At 40.0% G+C, this 26105-nt stretch carries 21 protein-coding genes; 9 read left to right on the forward strand and 12 right to left on the reverse strand.

What is annotated here, in order from left to right; genetic code table 11:
• Positions 1 to 54: 54 nt before the first annotated feature.
• A complete protein-coding gene (locus DI060_RS05995; RefSeq protein ID WP_108974743.1) occupies positions 55 to 669 on the reverse strand; it encodes a hypothetical protein in 615 nt (204 codons plus the stop codon).
• An 852-nt stretch (positions 670 to 1521) separates the two neighbouring features.
• Positions 1522 to 2280, reverse strand: coding sequence for a hypothetical protein (locus DI060_RS06005; RefSeq protein ID WP_108974748.1), 759 nt, complete (start codon positions 2278 to 2280; stop codon positions 1522 to 1524).
• A gap of 134 nt (positions 2281 to 2414) precedes the next feature.
• Between DI060_RS06005 and DI060_RS06010 the strand changes: the two genes are divergently transcribed.
• Positions 2415 to 3599, forward strand: coding sequence for a diguanylate cyclase (locus tag DI060_RS06010; protein ID WP_108974750.1), 1185 nt, complete (start codon positions 2415 to 2417; stop codon positions 3597 to 3599).
• On the opposite strand, the gene DI060_RS06015 is transcribed toward DI060_RS06010, so the two are convergent.
• Entirely contained in the window at positions 3591 to 4100 is a 510-nt protein-coding gene (locus tag DI060_RS06015; protein ID WP_108974752.1) for a PaaI family thioesterase, read from the reverse strand. The genes DI060_RS06010 and DI060_RS06015 overlap by 9 nt on opposite strands.
• A 141-nt stretch (positions 4101 to 4241) precedes the next feature.
• Between DI060_RS06015 and DI060_RS06020 the strand changes: the two genes are divergently transcribed.
• Positions 4242 to 5942 (forward strand): acyl-CoA dehydrogenase family protein, encoded by a 1701-nt coding sequence (locus DI060_RS06020; RefSeq protein WP_108975679.1) that lies wholly within the window; start codon positions 4242 to 4244, stop codon positions 5940 to 5942.
• Between the two features lie 7 nt (positions 5943 to 5949).
• Here the strand turns inward: DI060_RS06020 and tgt are convergent, their stop codons facing one another.
• Both tgt and DI060_RS06030 read right to left on the reverse strand, forming a co-directional pair.
• A complete protein-coding gene (gene tgt, locus DI060_RS06025) occupies positions 5950 to 7941 on the reverse strand; it encodes a tRNA guanosine(34) transglycosylase Tgt (protein ID WP_108974754.1) in 1992 nt (663 codons plus the stop codon).
• 37 nt (positions 7942 to 7978) lie between these two features.
• Positions 7979 to 9472: an ABC-F family ATP-binding cassette domain-containing protein gene (locus DI060_RS06030; protein ID WP_108974756.1), complete on the reverse strand. Its 1494-nt coding sequence runs from the start codon at positions 9470 to 9472 to the stop codon at positions 7979 to 7981.
• A gap of 213 nt (positions 9473 to 9685) precedes the next feature.
• Here DI060_RS06030 and DI060_RS06035 point away from each other — a divergent pair, with 213 nt between their 5' ends.
• Positions 9686 to 10021, forward strand: a complete 336-nt coding sequence (locus DI060_RS06035; protein WP_108974758.1) for an STAS domain-containing protein — start codon at positions 9686 to 9688, stop codon at positions 10019 to 10021.
• Here the strand turns inward: DI060_RS06035 and DI060_RS06040 are convergent.
• From DI060_RS06040 to DI060_RS06050, 3 genes are read right to left on the reverse strand one after another with little or no spacing between them, the layout of a single operon-like run.
• Positions 10014 to 10922 (reverse strand): adenylate/guanylate cyclase domain-containing protein, encoded by a 909-nt coding sequence (locus DI060_RS06040; protein ID WP_108974760.1) that lies wholly within the window; start codon positions 10920 to 10922, stop codon positions 10014 to 10016. The genes DI060_RS06035 and DI060_RS06040 overlap by 8 nt on opposite strands.
• Before the next feature lie 43 nt (positions 10923 to 10965).
• Positions 10966 to 15267 carry an efflux RND transporter permease subunit gene (locus tag DI060_RS06045; RefSeq protein ID WP_108974762.1) on the reverse strand — a complete coding sequence of 1434 codons (4302 nt, stop codon included), beginning with the start codon at positions 15265 to 15267 and terminating at the stop codon, positions 10966 to 10968.
• On the reverse strand, positions 15264 to 15875 hold the full coding sequence (locus DI060_RS06050; RefSeq protein WP_108974764.1) for an efflux RND transporter periplasmic adaptor subunit: 612 nt from the start codon (positions 15873 to 15875) through the stop codon (positions 15264 to 15266). Before DI060_RS06050 ends, DI060_RS06045 begins: the two co-directional genes overlap by 4 nt.
• Before the next feature lie 109 nt (positions 15876 to 15984).
• On the opposite strand from DI060_RS06050, the gene DI060_RS06055 reads away from it, so the two are divergent.
• From DI060_RS06055 to ileS, 3 genes are read left to right on the forward strand one after another with little or no spacing between them, the layout of a single operon-like run.
• On the forward strand, positions 15985 to 16620 hold the full coding sequence (locus DI060_RS06055; RefSeq protein WP_108974766.1) for a TetR/AcrR family transcriptional regulator: 636 nt from the start codon (positions 15985 to 15987) through the stop codon (positions 16618 to 16620).
• Between the two features lie 58 nt (positions 16621 to 16678).
• A complete protein-coding gene (locus tag DI060_RS06060) occupies positions 16679 to 17302 on the forward strand; it encodes a leucine-rich repeat domain-containing protein (RefSeq protein ID WP_108974768.1) in 624 nt (207 codons plus the stop codon).
• A 59-nt stretch (positions 17303 to 17361) separates the two neighbouring features.
• Entirely contained in the window at positions 17362 to 20112 is a 2751-nt protein-coding gene (gene ileS / locus DI060_RS06065; protein WP_108974770.1) for an isoleucine--tRNA ligase, read from the forward strand.
• A 1-nt stretch (position 20113) separates the two neighbouring features.
• On the opposite strand, the gene murJ is transcribed toward ileS, so the two are convergent.
• The 4 genes from murJ to DI060_RS06085 are packed head-to-tail and all read right to left on the reverse strand — an operon-like array spanning position 20114 to position 24300.
• On the reverse strand, positions 20114 to 21736 hold the full coding sequence (gene murJ, locus DI060_RS06070) for a murein biosynthesis integral membrane protein MurJ (RefSeq protein WP_108974772.1): 1623 nt from the start codon (positions 21734 to 21736) through the stop codon (positions 20114 to 20116).
• A gap of 3 nt (positions 21737 to 21739) precedes the next feature.
• The gene (locus DI060_RS06075; protein ID WP_209451991.1) at positions 21740 to 22615 is read right to left on the reverse strand and encodes an STAS domain-containing protein; all 876 of its coding nucleotides are present in this window, start codon (positions 22613 to 22615) and stop codon (positions 21740 to 21742) included.
• Positions 22616 to 22619: 4 nt separating this feature from the next.
• Positions 22620 to 23573, reverse strand: a complete 954-nt coding sequence (locus DI060_RS06080) for an LIC_12071 family protein (RefSeq protein ID WP_135355003.1) — start codon at positions 23571 to 23573, stop codon at positions 22620 to 22622.
• Between the two features lie 55 nt (positions 23574 to 23628).
• The gene (locus tag DI060_RS06085) at positions 23629 to 24300 is read right to left on the reverse strand and encodes a lipoyl protein ligase domain-containing protein (protein ID WP_108974778.1); all 672 of its coding nucleotides are present in this window, start codon (positions 24298 to 24300) and stop codon (positions 23629 to 23631) included.
• Between DI060_RS06085 and DI060_RS06090 the strand changes: the two genes are divergently transcribed.
• The 3 genes from DI060_RS06090 (at position 24283) to DI060_RS06100 (ending at position 26100) form a co-directional block, all read left to right on the forward strand.
• Positions 24283 to 24819, forward strand: a complete 537-nt coding sequence (locus DI060_RS06090; RefSeq protein ID WP_108974780.1) for a type II toxin-antitoxin system antitoxin SocA domain-containing protein — start codon at positions 24283 to 24285, stop codon at positions 24817 to 24819. The genes DI060_RS06085 and DI060_RS06090 overlap by 18 nt on opposite strands.
• A complete protein-coding gene (gene panD / locus DI060_RS06095) occupies positions 24816 to 25172 on the forward strand; it encodes an aspartate 1-decarboxylase (RefSeq protein ID WP_108974782.1) in 357 nt (118 codons plus the stop codon). Before DI060_RS06090 ends, panD begins: the two co-directional genes overlap by 4 nt.
• Positions 25173 to 25236: 64 nt before the next feature.
• On the forward strand, positions 25237 to 26100 hold the full coding sequence (locus tag DI060_RS06100; RefSeq protein ID WP_108974784.1) for a tudor domain-containing protein: 864 nt from the start codon (positions 25237 to 25239) through the stop codon (positions 26098 to 26100).
• Positions 26101 to 26105 lie beyond the last annotated feature (5 nt).

Consider the following 26105-nt stretch of genomic DNA (forward strand, 5'->3'; position numbering starts at 1 on the left):
AAAGGTTTCCTTACCACTTCATTTCGATAGAATCACGTAGGTTTGTCAAAAGTTCTATACACATTTCTTTTCTATTAAATTAACAAATTCGCATGAAGGTAAGGTTGCATCCAATTTAAGTCGATAGGTATCTAGAACCTGTTTCATCTCCGGGGATATCCAATAGCTCATTCTTTCATTTATAATCTTAAAAATCAGATTAGAAATTTCCTTGGAAACAAATAAGGTCGATGTTCCAGACTTTTTTAATTCCGAAAGTAAAATCGCCTCCATCAAATCACTCCGGTCTCGGATGACAAACGTTTCGAGGTAAATAAACATATGCATTGCACTCTCATGCAACCAAATGCGATTTTCCAGCATACCCTCATCGTATTTTAGAACCTCTCCTGTTTGCTTTTCCAAAACTCGTTTGAGTGCAATGTTCGTAAGAACGAGGATATTCTTTTGGAAAATATCAAATTTCACACTTACTGGTAAATCTTGCGCGTTCTTTTTTGAATTTTCTTCTATTGATTTCACTAAAGTATCAATTGCTTTTTGATTTTCAAAGATCGCTTCTTTTGTTTTCCCACTTAAGAATTGAAGATAAGTTAAATGTTCAAATTCAATAGATTTAAATCGCAGAGTCTGATCATCCTCTTTGAAGGTTTGCCATCCATAGTCCAAGATATCTAAAGTCTTTTTTCTCTGTAAAATGGTAGGGTCTAAGGTATAGAGATATTATTGGAAGATTCCATTTAGGCTAGATGCAGGAAAACGTTTTATACGTTTCGCCATATCAAAATTATAGTCTATATAATTTTCTGACCTCATGTCAAAACGAATTCGCCAATATTCCATGCCATATGTCGGCTGTGAATAAAGAGGAGAAATACTTCCTACAACAAATACGCTACCGAGTAGTATGATTTTTTTTAATGCACGTAATTTATCTCACCTCTTGTGTCCCGATCGGCTAACAGATTAACTCTTGTTTTAATAAATGACAGTCTAGAACTACCAAAAGCCGATCAATTTTTCGATATCCTTTCTGGAATTTCACGAACTTCAAAAAAAATTGAAACATGGAACCGATCCAAAATAAAGAAGCATTGTCCTTTCCTTGATCTACGAAGGTACATTTTTGCTTTATTGAAATAAATTCATTCTGAACTAAGAGTAGATATACGTATATCTGCAGATTTCGTTTCCTTTTTTGGCTATTCACAAAAACAGGAGTAGCTGGAAGCTTGTGGTTCCATACAACCAAGCTATACGCAACCAAACTCACCGAAAGCATCTTTTTCCAAAGAAGAACTCTTGCTAAAGGCGGATCCTCTAGGAATAGTAAATCGTTTTTTTAGCAAGGAGCGATCTGTTTCGTGGAGTAGCTTAACATCAAACGCAAACTAACCTCGTCCATCTTTATGCAATAGAAAATGGACGACACAAAACCAAACAGTTTCGGTCCTAAAGCAATCTTCCCAATACTTCCCAGAGGGAGAAATTATCGCAGATACGATTCAGTTTTTTACCACCTTACAAACGCTTGCCTATCAGTTCCCCATACCTACCGAGTAGGCTCGGGTCCTTTTCTCGAATGCTATTCTCTGTTAAGGTTAATAACATCTCATCCGCATATTGGTAAATGCTTTGCATCATAGAAAACAGCTCCTCCCTTAGACCAGCACGGATCACTTCAAAGATTTTTTCCGTTCCAAACTCACGAAAGAGAGCGAGAACTCTTTCCTTGTCCCGACAAAAATATGTGATCTGAATGAGGTGTGCCGGGTCAGCAATGCCACGGGCAATTTTATCCACAGAAGGCAAAGGTGTGTAATCGATCAATGATCCGATCACAAAAAAATTCCCCCGTTTCACAAGCTCTTGCACCGCATCTCTCATTTGAGGGAAAGGAGTGAGCGCAATCATTTCACTGATCTTTTCTGGGACTAAATGTTCGACAACATCTGCAAAAAAACGACTAGGGAAATGCGAAGCGATCCCAATTGCCTCTTTTGGTGGCAAAAAATAGGACAAATTTGCTGTGATCTGTGGGCCCAGAATATCCTGGGATACTTTAGCATTTAAGAAATTTGGCATATATTTACTTACTTTTGCAATTGTCCCGAAAATTTCTTTCTGACCATCTTGCACGGATTGGAGAATTTGGTGTTTTAAATTCGTAAGTTCTGAGGAGTTTAATTTTTCTAAATAAGTGCTCTCCTCTCCGCTTACTTGCAAAAGATTGCGAACCGCTGTGAGCTCGATTGATTTTGACTCGTTTTCATGCTTCATAGGTGCAACTTGTAGCTGATTTACGGATAGGTAAAGAAAGAATCAAAAAATGAATCCACAACGGAGGATCACTTTTTGAAAAAACTTGATAAAAGAATGAGCCCTATGATGTTTATCACATTCCCGCATTCCCTATGGTTCAAATAGAAAACAAACAATCCGTGCAAGCTCTTAGCCTAAAAGATACAATCATTCATATCTTAGATGAAGATGCCCAAAACGAAGAGTACATTCTAAAAAGAATCTCAGAGCTGAAACACGAAGACAGCCAAGAAACAGGTACCTACTCAACCTTACTCCAAATCCTCAGCTCTCTCGAATTTCCGGAAGACGAAGCCAAAACAATCTGGGAAGAAATATTAGACCACAAAAATACTATCTCATCCGCACTGGAACGTCCCATCAGCTTTCGTGTTGCAATGTTGGATTATTTCATCCGCATCAACCAAAAGTTAAACAATCCCAAACTCATAGAAATACGAGTTTATACAGACACGGAAAAGTTGGTTCTCATTGACGAACTGACAAAACTCTTCAACCGTAGGCACTTCCACCATTCCCTAGAAAGAGAGTTCAAACAAAGCCAAAGGCATGGTGCACCTTTTTCCGTATTGATTTTAGACATCGATGATTTTAAACAAATCAACGATACACATGGACATACTAGCGGAGATGAGGTTTTGAAATTGGTTGCAAACACTCTCAAACAAAATATCCGCACCGAAGACACCGTCTGTAGAATTGGGGGAGAGGAGTTTGCCATTCTATTACCTCATACGGGGGAAGAGAATGCGCAAATTGTAGCGGAAAAATTGTTGGAACAAGTTAGAAAGATTTATTTCAAAGACCGCAAAATCACGATTAGTTGTGGTTTGGTCACCTATCCGAAGCAAGGAACCTTTGCAGAGGAGCTCTATGATATGGCTGACAAAGCTCTCTACTATTCAAAATTCACCGGGAAAAATAAAGTCAGCATCTATAGCCAAGACAAACGTGCCAGTATGCGTGTTCCTTCCCGTATGGAGCTCTTTTTACGCCTGCCCGATTTAACATTCAAAAGTATTTCAAAGGATATTTCTCTGACAGGCATAGGATTTGAAACAGAACATCCAATTGAAATTTCAGAGGTGTTGGATATCCAACTTCGTGAGGCCATTTCTGGACAATGGATCGATGCAAAGATACGAATCGTACGAAAAGAGAAAAGAGACGCCTCCAGTTTTCACATTGGTGCTGAGTTTATTGATCTCTCCGACAAAGATAAATTTATCCTGCAAAGCCTCACCTTAGGAAAAAAGAACAAATCCGTCTTACTTTGAAAAGACTACATTCTGAAAGTCTAAAAGGTAAGATTCATCAATAATCTTTCTTTCTTTCATCTCCTCCAAAGAAAATAAAACTATCTTTCCCTCTGCTTTTGCGGCTAGTTTCATTTCCCTGTTGAAAATTTTGGCTTCCATCAACAACTCACGATCGGATAAGACCTCTTTGATACTACCGAGGGAATAGATGGTTTGGTTTACGTGCAAGGGTCTTAAGTAATCAACCTGCAAAGATTTTGTTAAAATAAAAGATTGTTTTTTGTAAATAGCAGTCCAAGCCAGAGTCTCGTCCAAAATGGTTGCCGTGAGCCCTCCGTGGACTAGGTCACTCCAGCCTGCAAAATGAGCTGGGACTTCCAATCGGGAAAAAACAAAAGTTTCGTCAGTATAAAATACCATATGCAATCCCATTGGATGGATGGGGCCACAAGCAAAACATTTACCATCCAATTGGTTGGGAATTTGTTTATAAGCTGTTAGTTGGTCAAAATTGATCATTTGAGAGGCAAAAAAATCTGGATTTGTTTCTATTCATAAGGGGAAGCCGAATCTAACAACATTAAATTTAAATTTTAAATGATGGAATTCTTTAGGGTGGATCATTTTCCTTGCCCTGTAAGCAAAATTTTGAGGATACCCATGCAAATCTTAAATCCAAAGAAAACCGACTATTCCCACTTGGATGAAAAAACACAGCATATTTTAAAATCTACCATTCAGTTCTTTGAAACCAAAGGAAAACAGAAACTAAAAAGTGATGATCATAGTTACCGCTGGTATGATGACTTTATTGAACACCTGAAAAAAGAAAACATTTTTGGCCAATTGCTCGCACCTCCCGCCTTTGGGACAGAGGGAAGCCGTTTTGATAACTATCGCAATTGTTACTTCAATGAAATTTTGGGATTCTATGGTTTGTCCTACTGGTATGTATGGCAGGTGAGTATCCTAGGCCTTGGCCCTATCTGGAACTCACAAAATGAAAAGGTAAAAAACGAAACCAAAGAAGATTTATTGAAGGGAGGCGTATTTGGCTTTGGCCTTTCCGAAAAAGAACATGGTGCCGATTTGATCTCCTCAGATATGATGCTCTACCCACAAAAGGACGGCACGTACCTTGCAAAAGGATCAAAGTACTACATTGGAAATGGAAACGTCGCCAGCCGACTTTCTGTCTTTGGAAAGAATGCAGAAACTGGAAAGTTTGTTTTCTTTGCCGTGAGAACAAACCATCCAAAGTACGAATTGAAACAAAATGTAGTCCAATCTCAAAAATATGTGGCAGAATTCCAATTAAATGACTACCCCATCACCGAAGAAGATATCTTAAGTAAAGATAGGGATGCTTGGGATGCGGCACTTGCTACTGTTGCCTATGCAAAGTACAATTTAGGCTGGGCATCCATCGGTATTGCAAGCCATGCCTTCCATGAAGCACTCAACCATGCTGCCAATCGTAGACTCTTCAATGACACGGTAGCAAACTTTCCTCACATCAAACGACTGTTCATTGATGCCTATGCAAGATTGATTGCTATGAAAGCCTTTGCATTTCGCGCCTGCGATTATATGCGAGCCGCTTCGAAAGAAGACCGAAGGTATTTACTATTCAATCCCATGGTAAAGATGAAAGTTACAATGCAAGCGGAAGAGGTCATCAACCACCTCTGGGATATCATTGCTGCCAAAGGATTTGAAAAAGATATGTACTTTGAGATGGCAACTCGTGACATACGCATGTTACCAAAATTAGAAGGTACAGTCCATATCAATATGATGCTTGTAAATCAGTTCTTAAATGCTTATCTATTTGAGAAAAAACCAGCGAAAAAAGTACCTCACATCACCGCTCCCCAAAGCGATGATTTTCTCTTTGCTCAAGGCGCAACAACGAAGGCAACGCGCAATGTCCCTCTCGGTGATTATGAAGAAATTTACGGAAAATTTAGCACTCCAAATCTAAATGTATTCAAATCACAAATTCAATCTTTCGTTGAGCTAGTCAAAACTCTATCGCTCTCCAAAGAAGACCAGACAGATATTGATTTGATGCTTTCCATCGGAGAGTTATTGAGTTTGATCATTTACGGACAGCTCATATTAGAATATTCTGAATTTGATTCGATAGATGAGGATAGCCTAGATGCAATCTTTCATGTATTTGTCCGTGATTTTTCAAGGTATGCAACTGACCTTGCGGGTAAAGAAAAAATTTCAGAGGCTCATTCCAAACTTTGTTTAGGATTGGTTCGTAAATCTATCTATGATCAAGAAAAGATTGATACGTTTTATGTGAATAAAATCCTCGCGCTTAAAGATACATACCGTATGAATCCCTAAGCTAATTTTATTCGGTGAATTGAGGATGGGAAAGCACCAATCTTTCCCATTCTTCCTTTCTATTCTGATAGGAGTTTGGATATTTCGCATCACTTCTCTTCCAACGACCAAGCCACTCCTCTCCTAAAATCTGTCCCGAAATCATTGGTTCTTTTCGCGTATAGGCTATCGTACATTCTCTATTCTCACCTAAGGTTTCCGCCTTACAAACATAAAAGCCAGCAGCTAAAAGTGCAGAACGTACAAGAGTTGATTGGGAATAAGTTAGCAATTGTATTTGTTTGTTTGCACCTTTGAGATATCGATTCAGTTGTAAAAACCAGGAAAAATCCCAAAGTTCTGCATTGGTTTTGTAGGAAAAAGGATCGTAAAAAATTACATCTGGAAGTTTTGCTTTCTGAAATGTATCCTGTATATTACCTAAATGGAGTTTCCATTCCACATTCTCTCCAATAAAAATTCCACTCTCTAGCAATTGTTTGGGGGCTTTATGGAATAGATGCGGGAAACGACCCTGGTGGCGTAAGGCTAATCGGAGAGGGTCTAAATCATTTTCAAAACTCTCTACAGACAATTTGCCTAAATCTTCTTGTTTACTAAGTAACAATGCCGCCATTGCATTGTGTGCAGCTCCAAGTCCAACATCCCAAACCACTATCTCCCTTTCTTTCCCTTCTCGTAAGCGGTTTTCTAATTGGGAATGCCGTATGTAGAGAGCATTTGCTTCTTCATCCGGAGAGTGTATAGAATGCATAACCTCTCCCGACACAGTATGTTGGATGCTAAAAATATGTTTTTCAACATTTTCCAAAAGAAAATAATTCCCTAAACTTAACTTTTTTTCCTTTTTTCCTATGATCCGACTAAAAGAAGCATTTGTGTTATCCGATTGGAGAACTTCTTCCTTCTTATTCGCATAATAAGAAAGAAACGTTCCATTTAGGATAGCAGAACGCATGTCCGACATTAGGTTATGATAATATACCAAATTATGTTCTGCGAGAAGTTGCCAACCTAAAACTTCACTTGCTTTGATCAAATGATGTAGATAGGCCTTACTATAGTGTTTACATGTACGACAAGCACACTCTACATCCAAACTTTCATTTGCAAATCGGTAACGACTTCTATGGATCTGGATCTTTCCTTGGCTTGTAAATGCTACCCCTCTTTGTGCTAGTTCTACAGGTATCGTACAATCAAAAAGATCCACTCCTCTATGTACTGCCTCAAGTAAATCAAGGGGAGTCCCTACACCCATCAAATACCTTGGTTTTTCTCTTGGCAAAAGATCTGCGACAAATTCGGCAAAATGCTCTCTCTCTTCCCTGGTTTCTCCAACAGCTAAACCGCCAATTGCATAACCGTCAAAAGACATATCCAATAGAACTTTTGCACTTTCTTTGCGCAAATCTTCAAAACAGGCTCCCTGCACAATGGCAAATAATGCTTGTTTGCTGTCTTCTCGTGCCTTTAAACTTCTTTTCGCCCAACGATGGGTGAGCTCCATGGCTCGTTTTGCTTCTGAATGAGAAACAGTGGAAGGAACACATTCATCCAATACCATCATAATATCAGAACCGATAGACCTTTGCATCTGTATGCTGACTTCAGGTGAGAGTAAAATTTCTTTGCCATCCAAATAACTGCGAAACCGAGCGCCCTCTTCTGTGATTTTTCGCGCATTGGGGAGGCTAAAGATTTGAAACCCACCCGAGTCGGTCAGAACAGGCCTATCCCAATTCATAAAGGAATGGATCCCACCACAATGATCAAATACCTCTTTGCCTGGGCGGATGAACAAATGGTAGGTATTTGCTAATAAAACATTTGAACCTACATTCTTTAGAGTCTCGACATTGAGAGTTTTGACGGTGGCTTGTGTTCCAACTGGCATAAAAATGGGCGTTTGCACCTTACCATGCATGGTTTCAAAACTCGTGGCACGTGCTCTGCTACCTGTTGCAATTTTTTCTAAGGTGAAATTTGAAATACGCATCTATAGGATTTCGGACAAAATGTACGTTTTAGAAAACCTACATCTCATCAGACCAACCAACATCAGAGAGAAAATCATCATAGGTTCCATCATAAACTTGGATGGTATCATGGTCAAAAACAATCAATTTGGTGGCCACTGCGCGTAAGTGCATTTCGTTGTGGGTGACCATAATGACTGATCCATCAAATAGATCGATAGCCTCGATCAATGAATCGCATGATTGCATATCTAAGTGGTTAGTTGGTTCGTCCAAAAACAAAAGATGGCAAGGAGTCACCAAAATTTTTCCTAACATCACTCTACTTTTTTCGCCACCAGACAGAAATTTGATTTTTTTAAGTGCGGAATCTCCAGAAAACATCAATCCGCCCGCAATATTTCTTGCCTTCCCCTCGGAACAGTTTGGGTCAGCACTCATTATTTCTTCGACAATGCTTGCACCATCCTTGAGAGACATTTTATTTGTCTGACCGAAGTAGCCTTCTTTAAGGGAAGGATGCCTTGCGATCGTTCCGTTTACAGGTTGTAACTCTCCTGCCAACATCTTGAGTAGAGTAGACTTTCCCTTTCCATTCTTTCCTATGATACAAATACGATCTCTCTTTCCGACACTGATCGAAAAATCTTCTATCAAATAAGGAGTTTGGCCATTATATGAAAAGTTTAGATGTTCTGCTGACATCATCTGCTGGGCATTGAATTCTTTGGCATTGAAATAAAGTTCTAAATCCTCAATGTTTTCTAATGCTTTCATCTCTCCTTGTTTTTCTAATTTCTTCACTCTTGATTGGGCACGGCTTGCAAAACTTGCCTTTGCTTTGAACCTGGCAATGAACTGCTCTTCTTGTTTTCTTTTTTTTGCCTCATTCAAACGTGTCTTTTCATAAATCTCTTCTTCCTGGTTGATTTGTGAGTATAATTTTTCAGTATCTCCTTCTACCTTGATGGCCTTTTTTCTATGTACGGCCACTACATGGGTCACCACACTATCCATAAAACTTCTGTCGTGAGTGATGAGTACTACTTCGCCTTCCCAAGATTTTAAAAACTCTTCCAACCAACGAATCGTGACAATGTCTAGATAGTTATTTGGCTCATCTAACATGAGCATGTCGGGTCTAGAAACCAAAAGTTTCGCAAGATTCATTCGAATTTGGTACCCACCAGAAAATTCATTCGGCGATCTTTCCATATCCTTTTCTGTAAACCCAAGCCCAAAGAGTACCTTTTCTACCTGCCAGGTTTCATACTCTTCACCTTCAGGTAAACCAAGCGCACATTCTTCCAATACCGTATCTTTTGTGAATTTTAAATGTTGTTCTAAGTGACCAATTTTATATCCTTTGGGCACAGTTAAGGTTCCACTATCATAATCTGTATGGCCTAACATGATTTGGAAAAGTGTGGATTTTCCATGTCCATTCCGTCCTACGATCCCCACTCTTTCACCGCGATTGATGCTAAAACTGAGATCTTCAAAGAGAACTTGACTGCCGTAGGATTTGTGGAGGCCAGAAATTTTAATCATACATTACCTGAATTCTTTCCCAGTTTTTTTAGGGCACTGGCAAATTCTAGCAATTAAGTTTCAAGAGGAGGCTTTAGCATTTTTTTTTCAAAACGGGAAAAAAAGACTTATAAAACTCTAACAGGAAAAGAAGCAAACATGCAAAAAAATCCAGATGTACGTTAACTTATTTTTTTTAAATCCGTTTCCTTTGATGTAAGGAAGGGAAACAAGATGATTCGTGAGATGGAAACAACTACCATTTATAAAGTAGAAACAAATTGTTTGGATATTCTATCTGTCACCCAATTTGAAAGAGAATTAAATGGCATTCTCCACCAAAATGAAAAACATGTATTTCTTGACTTTTCTGAAGTAGAAGAAGTATCCTCAGCAGTGCTTGGGATCATCATCCATAAAAAGATGAAACTCAAAAAAGAAGGTAGAGAAATTTACCTGCTTCACACCACTAAGAGTGTGGAAAGAATTTTAAAAATTTTAAAACTCAGCTCACTTCTAATGTTCCACCAAAACGAAGCCAATCTAAGCTTGCAACTATCCCCTATTTAAGAGATAAAGCTTCAAAAATATGATAGAGTCCGGTTTTGCCCTTAATTTTTGCTTGGAAACTTTTACCGATTTTGATTCGATCCTGAACTCTCTCTTTCACTTCTTTACTCAGAAGAACTTTCACTGAGGTCGCCTTTGTTAACTGCTCAATGCGACTAGCCAAATTTACATTATCACCAATAGCTGTTACTTGTTTGCTAAGTGGGTGACCAATCTCACCAATGATTACCTCTCCAAAATGAATCCCGATACCAATATTGAACTGAACATCAAAATTCAATTCAAGATATTCATTTAACTTATCCAATTCTTCTAACATCAAAAGTGCAGATTGCACAGCTTGAAAACAGATTTCATTTGCTTCTTCTCCGTCTTCTAATCCAAAGATTGCCATAATCCCATCGCCAATGTATTTATCTATGTAACCTTTGTTTTTTAAGATGACCTCCCCAATTTGTTTAAAATAGCGGTTGAGGATATGGATCACATCGTAAGGCAAATTTGATTCCGCAAAGGAAGTAAAACCTCGTATATCGCTAAAAAGGATAGCCACTTCCTTTTCCTTTCCGAAACCATTTGCTCCCTGTTCCTTAGCTAGTTCAACATCCTCATCATCTATAACTAACCTACGCAAATGCACTTCCCCTGTTGGGATTGTCTGGCAGGCAAGTCTCACATTCGGTAAAAAACCTTTTGCCTTGGCTAAAGCCTCTTCCAATTCATTTCTAGGTGGGCAATTTTCAAGACCCTCCAAAACCAAAACTCGACATGTGGAACACCTCGCTTTTCCCCCACAAGCATGCTTGTGAGGTAGCGAATTTCGCAAGGAACAATCAAGGATAGATTCAGTTTCGGAAGATTGTAAAATGGTATGATCGTTTGTATATTGTATGAGGGCCATAGGGGAAGAAATCTCTACGATTTTCCCCCTGTCTATCTTTTTCTTATGGATTTACCGTATAAGCAATCCCTAATACGTTACGATAACGAACCCAATTTTCCAACAAATCAAATTGGCACATATCAAATTTATCTTTTTCTTCAGTATACATAACCTCTGCATCTATCCAAGTGTTGATATTCACACGACCAGATTTCATTCTTTCGTATTCTTTTCTAGAAGCATACCGAGATTTGTTTACATTAGAGGAGCGGATTTCAAGTTCAGTCTCTTTTACTTTTATCTGTGACTTGGAATCCTCTTTTTCTAATACGAGAGCTCTGATCAAATCCTTAATTTCTTCTCGGACAGAGATCATCTGAGAATCCAACTCATCGGAACGAGTCTTTCGCACTCCTCCATCAAAAGGATTTACAGAAACTCCAAGAGAGATTTGTGCCCAATCATTTGTATTGAATTGTTGGGTACCTAAGTAAAAGTATCCACCCTTTGCAACTAACTTTGGATAGGCTTCATACTCTATCGATTTCTTTTGCTCTTCCAATGCAAACATCTTTTTATGTAAGGCCCTAAGTTCAAGGCGTGGCTCCAAATCGTTTTCATTGACTTGGAATTTTAGGTCATTGATGTCAGGAAGTCCTCCTAAGCTGATTTGCTCTTCTAAACCAAGGAGTCTTTTTAAGTAGAGAGTTGCGATTTTTTGTTTTTCAGTCAAATCTTCGATCGCAATTTTGGTTTGGTTGATCGCTTGCTCAATCCGAAATAACTCGCCCTCGGTTACTTGGCCAAGTAGATAGAGTCTTTTCAATTCTACCATTCGTTGGTTCAAAGTTTTTTGTAGATCCTTCAAATTAGCTATTTTTTTCTGAATCCTTTGGATGCTGATATAGGCAAGCAGAGATTCTGATTGGGAAGTTTCCTTTGCTCGAAAGGAGAGAAGTTTACTAGCATCTTCGGAATATTCCAAAGCCTTTGAGACAGCAAACCAATTGGCTGGATCAAAGAGTGTTTGTTGGATTTCCACTCCACCTGTCCAATAACTTTGGTTCAATCCATTTACAATAGGAAGAGATGCATTGGGAAAAAGAGTTTTATTTCTATCCACATGTTCTACAGATAAACCTAATTTAGGATAATACACTGCGCGATTCAATTTCTCGGTTTCAAAGTGTTTTCTCCTCCACTCTTCCCAGGCCAGTTTAACTCGAGGACTTTCTTCTGCTATTCGTAGAACATCCTTCCAATCGAGTACTGTTTCGGCAGAGATTGAAAGAGGAAATGCTAAAAAGAGTGCAATGAAACCTAGGAATTTCTTTTTTATTTTCGTACTTTCGTTTTTCTTCCCTAATATCAATAAGATAGCCGAGGGAACGACAACTAATGTTAGCAATGTGGACACTAACAATCCAGAAATCATAGTCCATGCAAATGGTGGCCATAACGTTGCCTCCGAAAATGCCAAAGGTAGTAGGCCTGCGACCGTCGTCATGGAAGTAAGTAAGATAGGACGGATTCGTTTCTGGATTGCAAATTGAACGGAAGATTCCAAACTCTTCCCCTCCCTTTGGCTACTGCCAACATAATCCAGAAGTAAGATTCCATTGTTCACGACGATACCGACGAGTGCAAAGATTCCCAAAAGAGACAAAAAGCCAAACGATTGGCCTGTTATCAAAAGACCAGGGACAACTCCGATCAAAGAGAGAGGCACCGTAATGAGAATGATCCCTACTTTTTTCCAAGATCCAAATTCAAACAAGAGAAAGGAAATGAGTAACATCATCCCAAGGGGTGCCACGGCCAGAAGTGATTGGTTTGCCTCTGAGGATTCTGCCTGATCACCACCAAACTCCCATTTTATGGAATTGGGAAGCGATAAAGATTCAATTCTTCCAGAAATTTTGGGAACGATTGCATCTACGGAAAGCCCAGGACCTAATTCTGCTAAAATGGTAAATCCGGTTTTTAAATTCCTTCTGAAGAGATAGGATGGTTCCCATTCCAAACTTGTTTGGCTCAAACTCGAAAGTTTGATAGGCTCTGTCCTTGTGGAAAATAATGTGCTTTGCGAGATAGATTCGATGCTCAAATCTCCTGGCTCCATGGTGCGGATCACAAGTGGGATGGCTCTGTCTCCCGCTTGGTACTTTCCAACGGGAACTCCCCTTGTCTGAGAAAGGATACTCAAACTAAGGTCCGACCGATTGGAACGAAATCGACTGAGCGAGGCATCGTCTGCTTGCCAATTCACTTTTGGTGTTCCAATACTCAAATCACTACGGATCTCTTTCAAACCAGAAATCTTTGTAAGTTCTTGTAATACCAACTGATTTGTCGACACCAAGTCCTCAAACTCATTTGCATAAAACCTGAGTTCGATGGGAGCTTTGATAGGTGGTCCTTGTTTTAACTCAAGTAGGATCACATATCCTTCGCTTATTTCAGTATCGATTTTCTTCTGCAGTTCTGCTTTAAAGGATTCTTTCTCCTTTTTGTTTTTCATATTGATCAAAATTTGAGCAATGTGTGGGCTGTTTGGTGATTGGTTTAGGTTGTAATAAAAGAGTGGCAAGGTTCTGCCAACAAATACAGTTTCATTTTTTACTCGCTTATCTCCTTGGATCCAAGATTCAACTTTTTTAGCAATCTCATTGGTTCTCGTTACATCGGTTCCTTCTGGGAGACGGATATCCACAAGAAGCTGGTCTCTATCTGCGTCAGGAAAGAATTTCTTTGGTATCAAAGGAAAGCCAGACATTGCCACAAGGAAACTGATTCCAGCAACCAATAAGAAAAAACGATAGTGTTTGATAACCTGTTTTCCTACCGATTCAGATAATTTGAGAAAGGGATCCGCCTTTTCTGTTCGTTTTGGCTTAAGAAATTTTTCTGCAAGGATAGGCGTTACCAAAATGGCAAAGACAAAGCTTACAAACAAAGTCAGCATATTGATGATTGGAATCGCTCTAGTAAAGTCTGAAGAATTTCCCTTAGAGCCCAAAAGTGGAATGAAAGAAGCCAATGTTGTGCCCGTCGCACTGAGCAAAGGGAATGCTAGATCTGAAATTGTTTGTGTAAGAGCATCTGCCAATGCGATGCCACCATCAATTTTTTCTTGGATACTTTCCAGAACCACGATGACGTTATCAATGAGTAAACCCAAGGCCATAACAAAGGCGGCAATTGATATCTGGTGTAAAACGCCACCAAACAATCCATATATCCCCAAACTAATTATGGCAATCATTGGAACGATGAATGCGGATAAAAGTCCCAAACGCAATCCCATCATACCGACAAGTACCAAGGCTACGATTAGAATTCCTGATAAAAGATTTACACCCAACTCTTGCAACCTGTCTTTTACATATTTTGGTTGAGAATTGATAACTGTTAATTTTAGATCTGGGTGTCTCTTTTGCCACTGGCTAACCACAGCATTGACCTTTTCTCCGAATTTGATCAGATCAATATTCTTTTTGGCAACAATGCTTATTCCTACCGAAAGTGTGCCATTCAACCGCATCCATTCAGTTTGTGGTTTTTTTGGGATCCGCCTTACCGTTGCAATATCGGAAACCTTTACTATCTCTCCACTCGCAAGTGGAATGATTAAGTCTTCTATCGATTCTATGTTCCGAAACCAAGAATCAGTTTCTATAATTGTCTTTTTTCCACTTAAAGCAAATGTTCCGGGCGGAATCTCATGATTTGCGGCTCGCATCCAATCATTTAAAAAACGTAATCCTATGCCTTTTGCATCTAACCTAGATTTGGGGATAAAAATCTCGACCTCCTCTTCGGGATCTGCTAATCGATTGATTTTTGCTACTTGTGGCAATTGCAAAAGCTCAGTTCGAAGAGTTTCCAATGTATCTTTGAGTAGAATCGGATCTTCAGAACCTGTTAAAGAAATCAAAATCGCTTCTTGGTCTAGAACCCTTCGATTCAAATCCCAAGGAAACATTCCTCTCGGGAAAACGGACTCCTTGGTTTTTAAAACATCCTCAACCCTCTTCCATGCTTCATTGATTTCCTGTTCAGAACCGAGATCTTCGTTCAAACGAATTTCCACTAGACATACTTCGGGACGAATCCTCAATTCTAAAACTGAAATCTCTGGTATTTCAACTAATGCCTCTTCGGTGGGCTTAGCAACCAACTTTCGCATAGATTCAATGGATGCACCAGGATAGATGAGTCGTAGGACACCCACTCTTTCTTTAAGCCTGGGGTCTTCTTCCCTCGGTACCACAAAAAATTCTAAAATCCCCAAAAAGAAGAGAGAGATACTAATCGTTAAAATTAAATTTTTACGGTTTAATACAAAATTTGCTAAATTCATAATTTGACACCTACTTTGAGGCCAGAAAATAATTCACCTAATCTAGATTTTATGATAATCGATCCTTCCGTAAGATCTCCACTCACAAGGACCAAATTTTGGTGAACACCTTGTACTGTGATAGGAACTGAGACAGCTTTTCCATCTCGCACGATGTAAACACTCGGACTTTTCCCGAATGGATTGTAGATTGATTCAACTGGAACCGGGTAGGTATATTTATCCTTTGTATAAAAACTACATTTCAATTCGGCAGAATCTATGAGTCCTTGGGGAAAGGAAAATCGACTTACGATGCGCTCTTCGCGGTATTGAAGATCCACAAAGATATCCTTTGCCATAGCATAGGGTAAACTCAGCCTAAGTTTGTTTGGTTTGTATTCTCGTAAGATCCTTTCGTGATCTTTTGAGAATTCCAAGTAGTATTCCCTCTCTCCTTTTCTTTGGTTTACTTTGGCTCGAAGCACCATCTCCTTTAAAGGGATGGATTCCAGAATGCGAAAACCATTTACGGGAAGTTCTTTTTCGATCGATCCATTCCCTTGTTTACAGTAAAAATGAAATCCAATACATAAGAGGACCAAACTTTGTGTGATTAATGCCTTCATCTCCCCTCCAGGTTGACAGTGACTACATTAAATGTAGACAATATCCACATTCTCTCTTTTGTCAATGAAAAATGTAGACACAGGAAAGATTTATTTTTAGAATGAAACTATGGTTCGAATGAGAAAATCCTACCACCATGGAAATTTGCGAGATGCCATTTTAAAGGAGTCCCTTCTTTGGATCAAAAAAGAAGGCATCGAAACCTTAAGTTTGAGAGAGATTGCAAAAAAGTTAGGTGTCACTCATTCAGCACCAAACAAACATTTTCCGAAAAAAGAAGTGTTACTGGCAAACATGGTGGAACATGGGTTCATTCAATTCCGTATCGCACTTCTCGAAGGTTGCAAAAACTTGGAGACTGAACCAAGAGAAGCCTTCCAATCGATGTGCCTCTCTTATATTAAATTTGCAAATGATAACCCAGAAATCTATCGATTGATGTTTTCCAAAACCTTGGATGATTATGAAGATTACCCTGCTTGCCAGAAGGCTGGCTTTGCATCCTTTCAAGTTCTTTTGGATGCTGTAAACAAATTGCAGGAGGGTGGTATCATCAAACAAGGTGACATCCGTGAGATTTCTTTCCTCTTGTGGTCGCTCATCCACGGTTATGTGCTTCTATGGCAAGAAGGCCGTATTGAAGGATTAAAAACCAAAATGGAAGGAAAGGCAGAAAAACTATCCGACACTCATTTCTTTATCTCCTTAATGAACCATCTCAATTCGAGTATTTTTCTCACGTAGACAAGCCTCTGCAAATTCTTCATTTCCAAAGGATACGCAAAGCAAAATCTAGGTAATCATGAAACCTATCTCTTTGCTTTTACCAGTGTGTCTATTGGGTCTATTTGCAGATTGTAAGAAGGAAACGATTGATCTCAACAAATGGATAGAGGAGAACCAACAAGAAAGAGTTGTGAATCTCTCCAAAAAAGAAATCGCCTACCTGCCCAAAGAAATCTCCAAACTCCAAAAGGTGGAAGAGTTGACCTTACAGTACGACTCTCTCGTGGCTATTCCAGAGGAACTAGGAGAGCTAAAGCAACTTAAGATTTTAAATCTGTATGGCAATCCCATCCAGTCTTTGCCGAGTAGCTTGGCAAATTTACAAAACTTAGAAGTCCTTCTTTTAGGAAGAACCAAATTGGAAAGAGTCCCAACTTTTTTTCGAGAACTGAAAGAGCTCAAAACTCTAGCCTTGGATGAAACAAAAATCCAACTGACTGAAGAGGACGTAGAGATTTTGGCCTCCATCAAAAGTTTAGAAAGATTGGATCTGACCCTACTGCGGAGCTACCAAAGTTTACCGAAAAACATTGGGAAACTATCCTTCCTTAAAGAAATTTCCTTCCAGAAGATACCTTTTGAAAAGGCCGATGTGAAAAGACTCCGTGATGAACTTCCTGGGGTGAGAGTGAAACTCTAAGCTCCATTTCGGATTTTTCCGTTTTCGATTTCTCCTTACTTGCAAACTATGGCTGTACCATGGCAAAAGCAGAATCCGAGAATCCGTATTCGAAAACGGTAGCACTCCCCGAGACCAATTTTCCAATGAAGGCCGACCTTTCCAAACGAGAGGTCAAACAAATCCAAGACTGGAAAACAAACAAAACCTTTGCAAAGATGAAAGAAATTCGCAAAGGCCGAGCTAGCTTTGTTTTGCATGATGGCCCACCCTATGCCAATGGGAACTTCCACACAGGGCATGCTCTTAATAAAATTCTAAAAGACCTCATTTTAAAATCCAAAACGATGTCAGGTCTATATGCAGACATGATCCCAGGTTGGGATTGCCATGGACTTCCCATTGAAGTTCAAGTTCTAAAAAACCTTGGCAAGGAAGCAAGGAATACAAGCCCCACAGAGCTCAGAAAAAAATGCCGTGAATATGCAAATGAATATATCGCCAAACAGGGAGAAGACTTAACTCGCTTTCTGTGTTTCTGGGAGGAAGACAATAAATACCTCACCATGGCACCTGAATTTGAAGCAAAGATCGTCGAAGTCTTTGGGAAATTATTCGAACAGGGTTATATCTATAAAGGCAAAAAGCCAGTCTATTGGTGCATTGATTTAGCTACAGCGCATGCAGAAGCCGAAATTGAATACCAAAACCATACCTCTCCCTCCATCTACGTTAAGTTCCCTGTAGAGGGCAAAACAAACGAATCCGTTTTGATTTGGACAACGACTCCTTGGACTTTACCGGCTAACTTAGCAATCTGTTTCAACCCAGAACTTGAATACGCTGTCTTTCAATCTGACAGCCATGGAAAATTAATCCTAGCGACTGGACTTGCAGAGGCCGTAAGCCAAAAAACAGGCCTTTCATTACAAAAAGAGACCGTTCTTTCCAAAGACGATCTAGCAAAGATGGTATTCCGTCATCCCTTCCTTGACCAAAAATCTATTCCCCTCTTTGGACCGCATGTAACTTTAGATGCTGGAACTGGTTGTGTACACACTGCACCTGGCCACGGAACTGATGACTACCGGGTAGGGACTGCAGCAGGTTTACCACCTTTTTCACCCGTAGATGATTACGGTCGTTATACGGATGAATTTCCCTTGATGAAGGGGATTAAAATCTGGGATGCCAATCCCAAAATCGTTGAGATCTTAAAAGAAAAAAATGCTTTGGTTCATTATTCAGAATTCGTACACTCTTACCCGCATAGTTGGAGAAGTAAAAAACCTCTGATCTTCCGTGCGACTCCACAATGGTTTTTCTCGATTGACCATGCAAATCTACGAGAAGATTCATTAAAGGCAATAGACAAAGTGAACTGGATACCAGATTGGGGCATCACTCGTATCCGCTCTATGGTGGAGTCTCGTCCCGATTGGTGTTTATCTAGACAAAGAAATTGGGGTGTTCCTATCCCATCTTATACCTGTACATCTTGTAACCATACTCATCTAACAAAGGAATCTATCTCGCACTTCATTGAGATCGTAAAAAGGGAAGGTATCGAAGTCTGGTATGAAAAATCAGCTAAGGAACTATTGCCATCCGGTACAAAGTGTTCGCAATGCGGTTCAGAAGAACTCAAACAAGACAAAGACATTTTGGATGTTTGGTTTGATTCAGGAGTTTCCAGTTTTGCAGTCTTTGGGGATTCAATAGGAAAAGAACCTGCGGATCTTTATTTGGAAGGATCGGACCAACATAGAGGTTGGTTCCAATCCTCACTTTGGCCATCCATGGCTATCCGAAAAGTACCACCATACAAAAATGTTCTCACACATGGATATGTCTTGGATGAGAAAGGGCATGCTATGTCAAAGTCGCTTGGGAATGTCATCAACCCAACCACTGATATCATCAATATCTACGGGGCAGATATTTTAAGGCTTTGGGTTTCCACTCAGGATTTTCGAGATGATGTAAAGGTTGGAAAAGATTCCATAAAAATCGTTGCAGACAATTATAGAAAGATCCGTAATACCTTCCGCTATTTATTAGGAAATTCCAAGAAAGAAGCCCTCTCTTATTTTTCCAATGTAAATGAATTGGAAAGAGTAGATGCCTTTTATCTTTCCAAACTCTACCAACTTGTGGAAGATCTGAAAAAACACTACTCCCAATACCAGTTCCACCAAGTGTACCAAAAGTTACTTCTCTTTTGTACTGTTGACCTTTCTCAGGATTACTTTGAAATCATTCGTGACCGTATGTACTGTGAAAGGCGAGATTCTAAACTCAGAAAGTCTTCAGAATTTGCTCTTGCCAAAATTTTAGAAACCTTAACTATCCTGTCTGCTCCCATTTTGAGCTTCACTGCAGAAGAAGTCTGGCAAGAATTTGGAAACCAAGACTCTGTTTTTTTCCATGATTTCCCAACTCTGCAAGAATACCAAAACCTCGACTTAGAAAAGGACTTAGCACCGATCTTTGAGGCAAAGGAAAGCGTACAGAAAGCACTGGAAGAGGCTCGAAAAAAGGGCCTCCTTGGAAAGTCCTTAGAGGCAAAGGTACAAATCGAAACCAAATCTGAAGACTTCCGATCTTTAGAATCCTTTTCAGAAGAGGATCTTGAGCTTTTCTTTGTTGTTTCTCAAGTAGAACTAGGAAGCAAAACAGAGGGTGAAGCACTCTCCGAATTGGGGACAGACAAGGTCAAAATCAGAGTCCTAAAACCAAAACAAGCAGAGTGCCCTCGCTGTTGGCGTCATACGCGAGACATCCAAAAAGAGGGCGATCTTTGCAAACGATGCGAAGAAGCGATACGATAAATTATTTCTTAGGTCGTTTTTTGAACAGGCGACCTAAGAAAATTTCAGCCTCGGGCAATCGAATCCAATGCGAAAGCAAAAGATAGATAACCAAAGAAAAACCAATGCTCAGGCTGAGATAAACCCTTGCTTTCATTGCAACAGAATACTGACCTAATGCATATTGGAATAAATACTCTTTTAAATACCATTCACAGACCACAAGAAACAGAGAAAGGCCAAGGATAGGGACAAAAATTTGTTTTAGCCTTTTGAATAGAGATTTCCAAGGGATTTGGATTTCATGTCGTTTTAAAAACCATAAAAGCAAAGAAGAAGTTGAAAATGCCGAAATGGCAGATGCTAGTGCAATTGCCGAGTGTTTCAAATAAAACATCAATCCCAAACTCAATGCTATGCTCAAGAGAAATGCTACAAACTGTACTCGGAGTGGAGTCTTTGTATCCTGAAATGCATAATAGGAAGAGACTAAGACTTTGTTTGTACTATAAAATGGGATTGCAATCGAATAAAAGACCAAGGGGAAGAATGCAGTATGCGTCGCTTCCAAATCCCACCGTCCCCCAAAGTAAATAGCATTCAAAACGGATTCACCTAAGATGGACAAGCCAATGGCAGCAGGGATCGTTAAATAGAACCCAAAACAAAGAACATCCAAGATTTCCTTTGGAACATTTTCCTTTTGGTCCGCTCTTAAATCCTTTAATAAGGAGGGCAATATGGTGGTGGCAAGGGCAACGCCTATAATTCCTGTTGGCAATTGGACAAGCCTTTGGGAATAATCCAAACTAACAACGGCACCGAGTCCTGGATTTGCATTCTGAATGTAATTTGCAATAAAGATATCTACCAATAGACCAAGTTGGTAAAAACTTCCTCCCAAAGCAGCGGGCAGCATCAATCGAAAGATCTTTTGGATCGCTGGGTGTTGAATGTCCAAACGAAAGATAGGACCATAGCCCAAACGATAGACATAGACCATCTGTACAATCAATTGGCAAAGACCACCTAATATGATCCCATACGCCAAAAGAAACACCCTTTCCTGGATTTCTTGGACAAAAGGAAAGATACCAATAAAAACAATCAGATAACTAAAATTTAAAATGATAGGAGAAAGTGATGGGATAAAGTATTTATGCTGAGAATTGGAAATCGACATAAAAATAGAGGAAAGACTCGCCGTCATGATGAGAAAAAATAAGATCAGCGAGAGTTGGACAACGAGCGCACCGTATTCAGGGCTACCCCCCACTAATTTGGGAAGATGATCTGCCAAGACAAACCAAAAGACAGCTACAAATAGAGACAGACAAAGGAAGAGAAAGCTGAGCACTGTCCCAGTCATCACACGTGCTTCCTCCCTACTTTTCCCATCGTATTCGGAAAAGATAGGCATAAAGGATTGTGAGAGTGTCCCCTCTGCCAAGAGATTTCGAAACATATTTGGCAGTCGGTAGGCTACGCTAAAGGCGGAAGCCACCATACCTGTCCCAAAACTAACAGCCATAAAGTGATCCCGGATGAGACCTAGGATTCTAGATAGAAATGTATAAAAAGAAAGCGCAAGGCTACGTCTCGCACTAGAAGTGGTTTCTTTGGGTTTTTCCGAACCTTCACTCATTGCTTAGGAGGAAAACTTTTCATGGTAATGGAAGCTACCAGATTGTGAAACCATCATTTCAATTTTGCAATTTGGGCATTTATGGAGTCCTGATTGTTTGATCCGGAGCTTTGTTCCACAGGCTTCACAGCGAACAATCTTTTCAGAAAAGGAATCCATTTTTTTTGGTTTGGTTTGGATATAAGAAGGGATTTGGATCGTTTCCTCTTTTGTTTGGCTTGCGGTAGAGAGGGGATTCCAATTCCATCGTTTCTCCAATTCTTGGCTAAGCGTTTCTTTGATCTCCGTGCGTAGATGGGAGAGTTTTGCTTCTAAAAGAGTCTCCATCTCCGTTACTGGCTTTTGCTTAGGAATTGCCTCTGGTTCTTTCATCGTATTTAAAGCATCTTCTTTCGTTTCCTGGGTCACAATAGGCTCCAAAGCCGATACTTTTGGCACCTCTTTAGCATCTTGTGCCTTTGGCAGTCCTGAAAAATAAAAACGTAAACTCTCTTTATTGGGAGTTTTAAGCTCAGTATGGTTCCCTTTGGGAACTACACGGACCATATCACGCAAATAATCTTCTGCTTCTGCGAGAGTTCTTTTGATCGGTAATTTTTTCAGTAGGCCGAGTAAACTCAGCACAGTCTCTACTTCTTTGGATAGACCATAAATTACAAAGCAATATCCCAAATCTTGGCCTAAGTTCTTTTGGATTTTTAAAAGAGTTCCAATGCCATTCGATGTGATAAAATTCACATGCGAGAAGTTGAAAATAAACCGCTTATACCCTATCTTCATTTGAGATTCAAGATACAAATACAGGTCTTCGGAGCTTGCACCATCCAGTGCACCTTTAAGTTGGATCGAAAAAATCCTATCATCTAAATCATTGGCCATGGTATTATCCCAAATAGATGGCATCGATAACGCCATCGTTTTCATTTTGTATAGTAGTTCTCTCTGCCGTTCGGATCGCAGGTGCTGCTTTTTCAGTCTCAATTGCCTTTAGATCCGAGACTACTTCTTGGTTTGTGAACGTCTTTTTTTCCAAGACTGGTGGTGGTGCCACAAGTTGGTTGGACTTTTCTATTCCTTTATCCTGGTTTGCGTTTGATTTCGTAATCCAAATGAAAAGGAAAAACAGTAACCACATTACAATTGTTACAATAAATGCAATGGTACTATAATTGATAAGTAGCCAAGACATCAACTCAAACTGATTTTCTAGGAGAAGCAATAAATTCGCCTTCTGGTATGTAATGAGAATAACAGCCAATACATCTAGTTTCTCTTCATGGTAAATAGGCGCATAGATCAACCTTTCCTCCGCTTTCGCTCCAGGGAAAAGTTTTAGGATATTTTTTGCATACTCTGGTAGCTTTACTTCTGATGATTTGATTTGTGGCTTAGGTGAAACTTCACTCTCAGACCATTCCCATTTTTTCATTCTATTGGCTTTTCGAAAGTAGGCTTCTTTTGTGATAGCTTCATCCACACTTCTTTTTTTGAGTTCTTCTTTTACTTCTTCTGCTTTTGAGGATGCAAGCAAAAGACCATTTGGCTGGTAAAGTTTGATACTATGGATAAAGAAGGTCTCTGGATCATTTTTTGTTAGTTCCACATAACGCGAGTAGGTTGTATTCAACTCAGAAAAGGATTGGTTGCCAATCCTTACCTCGGAAGCCTTGGCAAGAGCCAGGACTAGGTCTCGTATTCTATGTTCCGAAACCACTTCTTCCTGCTGCAGCGCGTTTTTTGTTGATTCATAAAAAGACCACATAACTGCAGAGAGCGCTATGGATTCAAAAAATAAAAATAAGCAAAAAAAATAGACAACGAGCCTGAGTATGTGCATGAAAGAATCCCTTCCTGTATCATTTTCGGAAGAAATCACATATCTTTGGAAAAAATTACTTTGTTAGAAAATAAATGAGGCGGTCAAAATGGAAAAGAAAGGCTCCCACCCAACGACGTCTTTCTTCCTCCCAATCTCTGATCTTTCCCAAGGACTGGACCGTTACCATATCCTTAGCCAAACCTCCACAAGGATGGATGTATTGAAATGTCTTGAGATGGTTCACTGCATTCAATGCAATCCCGAAGCTTGTGAAGTAAGACTTACCCAATACACCGACAGATACCAATTTTTGTCCTGGTGAATCCTTCAAATAGAGCCCGGGCTTAGAGCGGTTTTCTATGAGTTCTAAGCCCCAAATTTCTAAGCTAGCATTCTGGACGGACTGCAATAGAGTGTTTACGAAATCGATCAAAGTGATAGAGCGCTTTTTTAAGTCCAAGTGGATGTAGGCTACAATTTGTCCCGGCTCGTGTGCCGTATAATCGCCCCCGCGAGAGACTTCATAATAGGCAATGCCCTCATCTGCTAAGAGGGATTTCGGCACCAAAAGATTTTCCGCTTTCGCCGCAAGACCCGCTGTCAAACATGGCCTGTGGTCTAAAAAGAGGAAGGATTCCCTTCTCAGGCGCCGAGATGATTCTTGGAATTTGAGGTATTTCGGGTAGGAAATGGGAGTTTCCAGTAAAAAAGACGGAGCAAGCTGAGAATGGAGAAACTTTGCCATGCAATCTTATGGATCCTTGAGAAATCAAGTCAGGGTCGCAACCGTATAGATTTAGCAAAGCTTCTTTACTTTTCGGATGGTGTTTGCTTCCAAAAACATGCAAAAATGATCACGGACTCCGTATATATCCACCTCGATGACTCTCCTTATCCCATTGCCTTAAATGAAGCACTCCTCCACTTAAAAAAACAAGGCCATATAGATGCTGTCCCTCTCATCACAGCTCAAGGCATCCAATGCTTCCAACTTCGTTTTGTTTCGGCAATCCCTGGTCTTGTCTTATCCAAAGAAGAAAAGCGAATTATGATGAAAGTTGTAGAAGCCTTCCGTAGTAAGGTCGTGGATGAAAGCCGCCACTACCCGAACCTGTATGAGAACTATGTCGTTACGCCATTATTTGAAGAAATCCCCTTCGCCATTGATAGGATCAATACGAAAATACATGTATTAGTGCAAAAAAGCCTTTTACAACTGTCGGGAAAAATGTTTAGGGTTTTATTTGAGAGGTCTGGGGAATGATCATCACAGTTTGCAAAGGAAAGATCCACCGTGCGAGCGTCACTGAGGCGGAATTGCACTACGAAGGAAGTCTTACGGTCGACCAAGATCTCATGGACCTAGCAGGGATGAGACCTTATGAACAGGTTTCCGTCGTGAATGTCAACAACGGTGCCAGGTTTGAAACCTACCTCATTGTCGGAGAAAGGGGTTCTGGGACCATTTGCCTGAACGGAGCGGCCGCCCGTCTGGGGATGAAAGGGGACAAAATCATCATCATTACCTATGGACAATTGGAAGAAAGTGAACTTGCCAAGGACTACCAACCCAAGGTAGTTTTTGTGGACGAAGCAAATCGACCGAAAAAAGCCTAATCTTCCCTAATCTTTCTAGGCTAAACCTTCGATACTTAAAGCATAAACATACGGTAGTCGGATTATGAAAAAAATAAGTATCTTCCTTTCCCTATTGCTTCTCACTCGTTTGGTGAGTGCGCAGGATGCAGTGCCTGCCTCAACTACAAGTGGAAACACAATCTCCCAAGGAGACAATAAAGAGATCCATGATCTTTACCCGCTCTCCATTTATGATACGCGAATTCGATTGAAAAAAGTATCTTTCGTACGGCGGCATGCTGATACAGGAAAAGGTGAAATCTTAGACGTATTAGTTGAAATAGAATCCCGAGTGATGGAAAACCATGACTACGCAATCTATGTATTAGCTGCATACGAACGTGATTTGGTGAACGATGCAGAGAGAAAACTCATACCCTACCCTGAATGGAGAAAGTATGATCCCAAAAAAGAAGCACGCACCTTGTTTTTCACCAATGTGATGCCTACACCTGTAAGTGCAAAAGAAGTTTGGGGTGAAGAAGTTTATAAGAAAAAAATAGCAGAAGTGGAAAAACTCCACTGGCAAGGTTATGAAGCCGAAATTCCGGAACCTACCTTTACAGAAGTGGTAGACTATCTTTGCAAAAACCAAGCGAAGGCATTGCCTTTCACTTTGTTCGGAGAGTCAGGTCCTAGCCAGGACAAAGTGGTCGTACACAACTATGTGGCACAAACTCCAGAAGAGAAGAAAAAACAAGTGCACGAGACTCTCCCAAAACACACCTATACCATTTACAACAATAAGTACCAAGCTGCGATCACTTCGCACCACTATACCCAGTATAGGCCTAATTTTTTGCCATTCAACAAAGTGGCAGTATTGATCTTCGATACCAAAAAACCTGTGAATGGACTATTGTTCCGTCGGTTCTTTGACATCACTGATTTAAAACTCTCCAACTAGGCAAA

It is taken from the genome of Leptospira ryugenii (genome assembly GCF_003114855.1).
Taxonomy (GTDB): domain Bacteria; phylum Spirochaetota; class Leptospiria; order Leptospirales; family Leptospiraceae; genus Leptospira_A; species Leptospira_A ryugenii.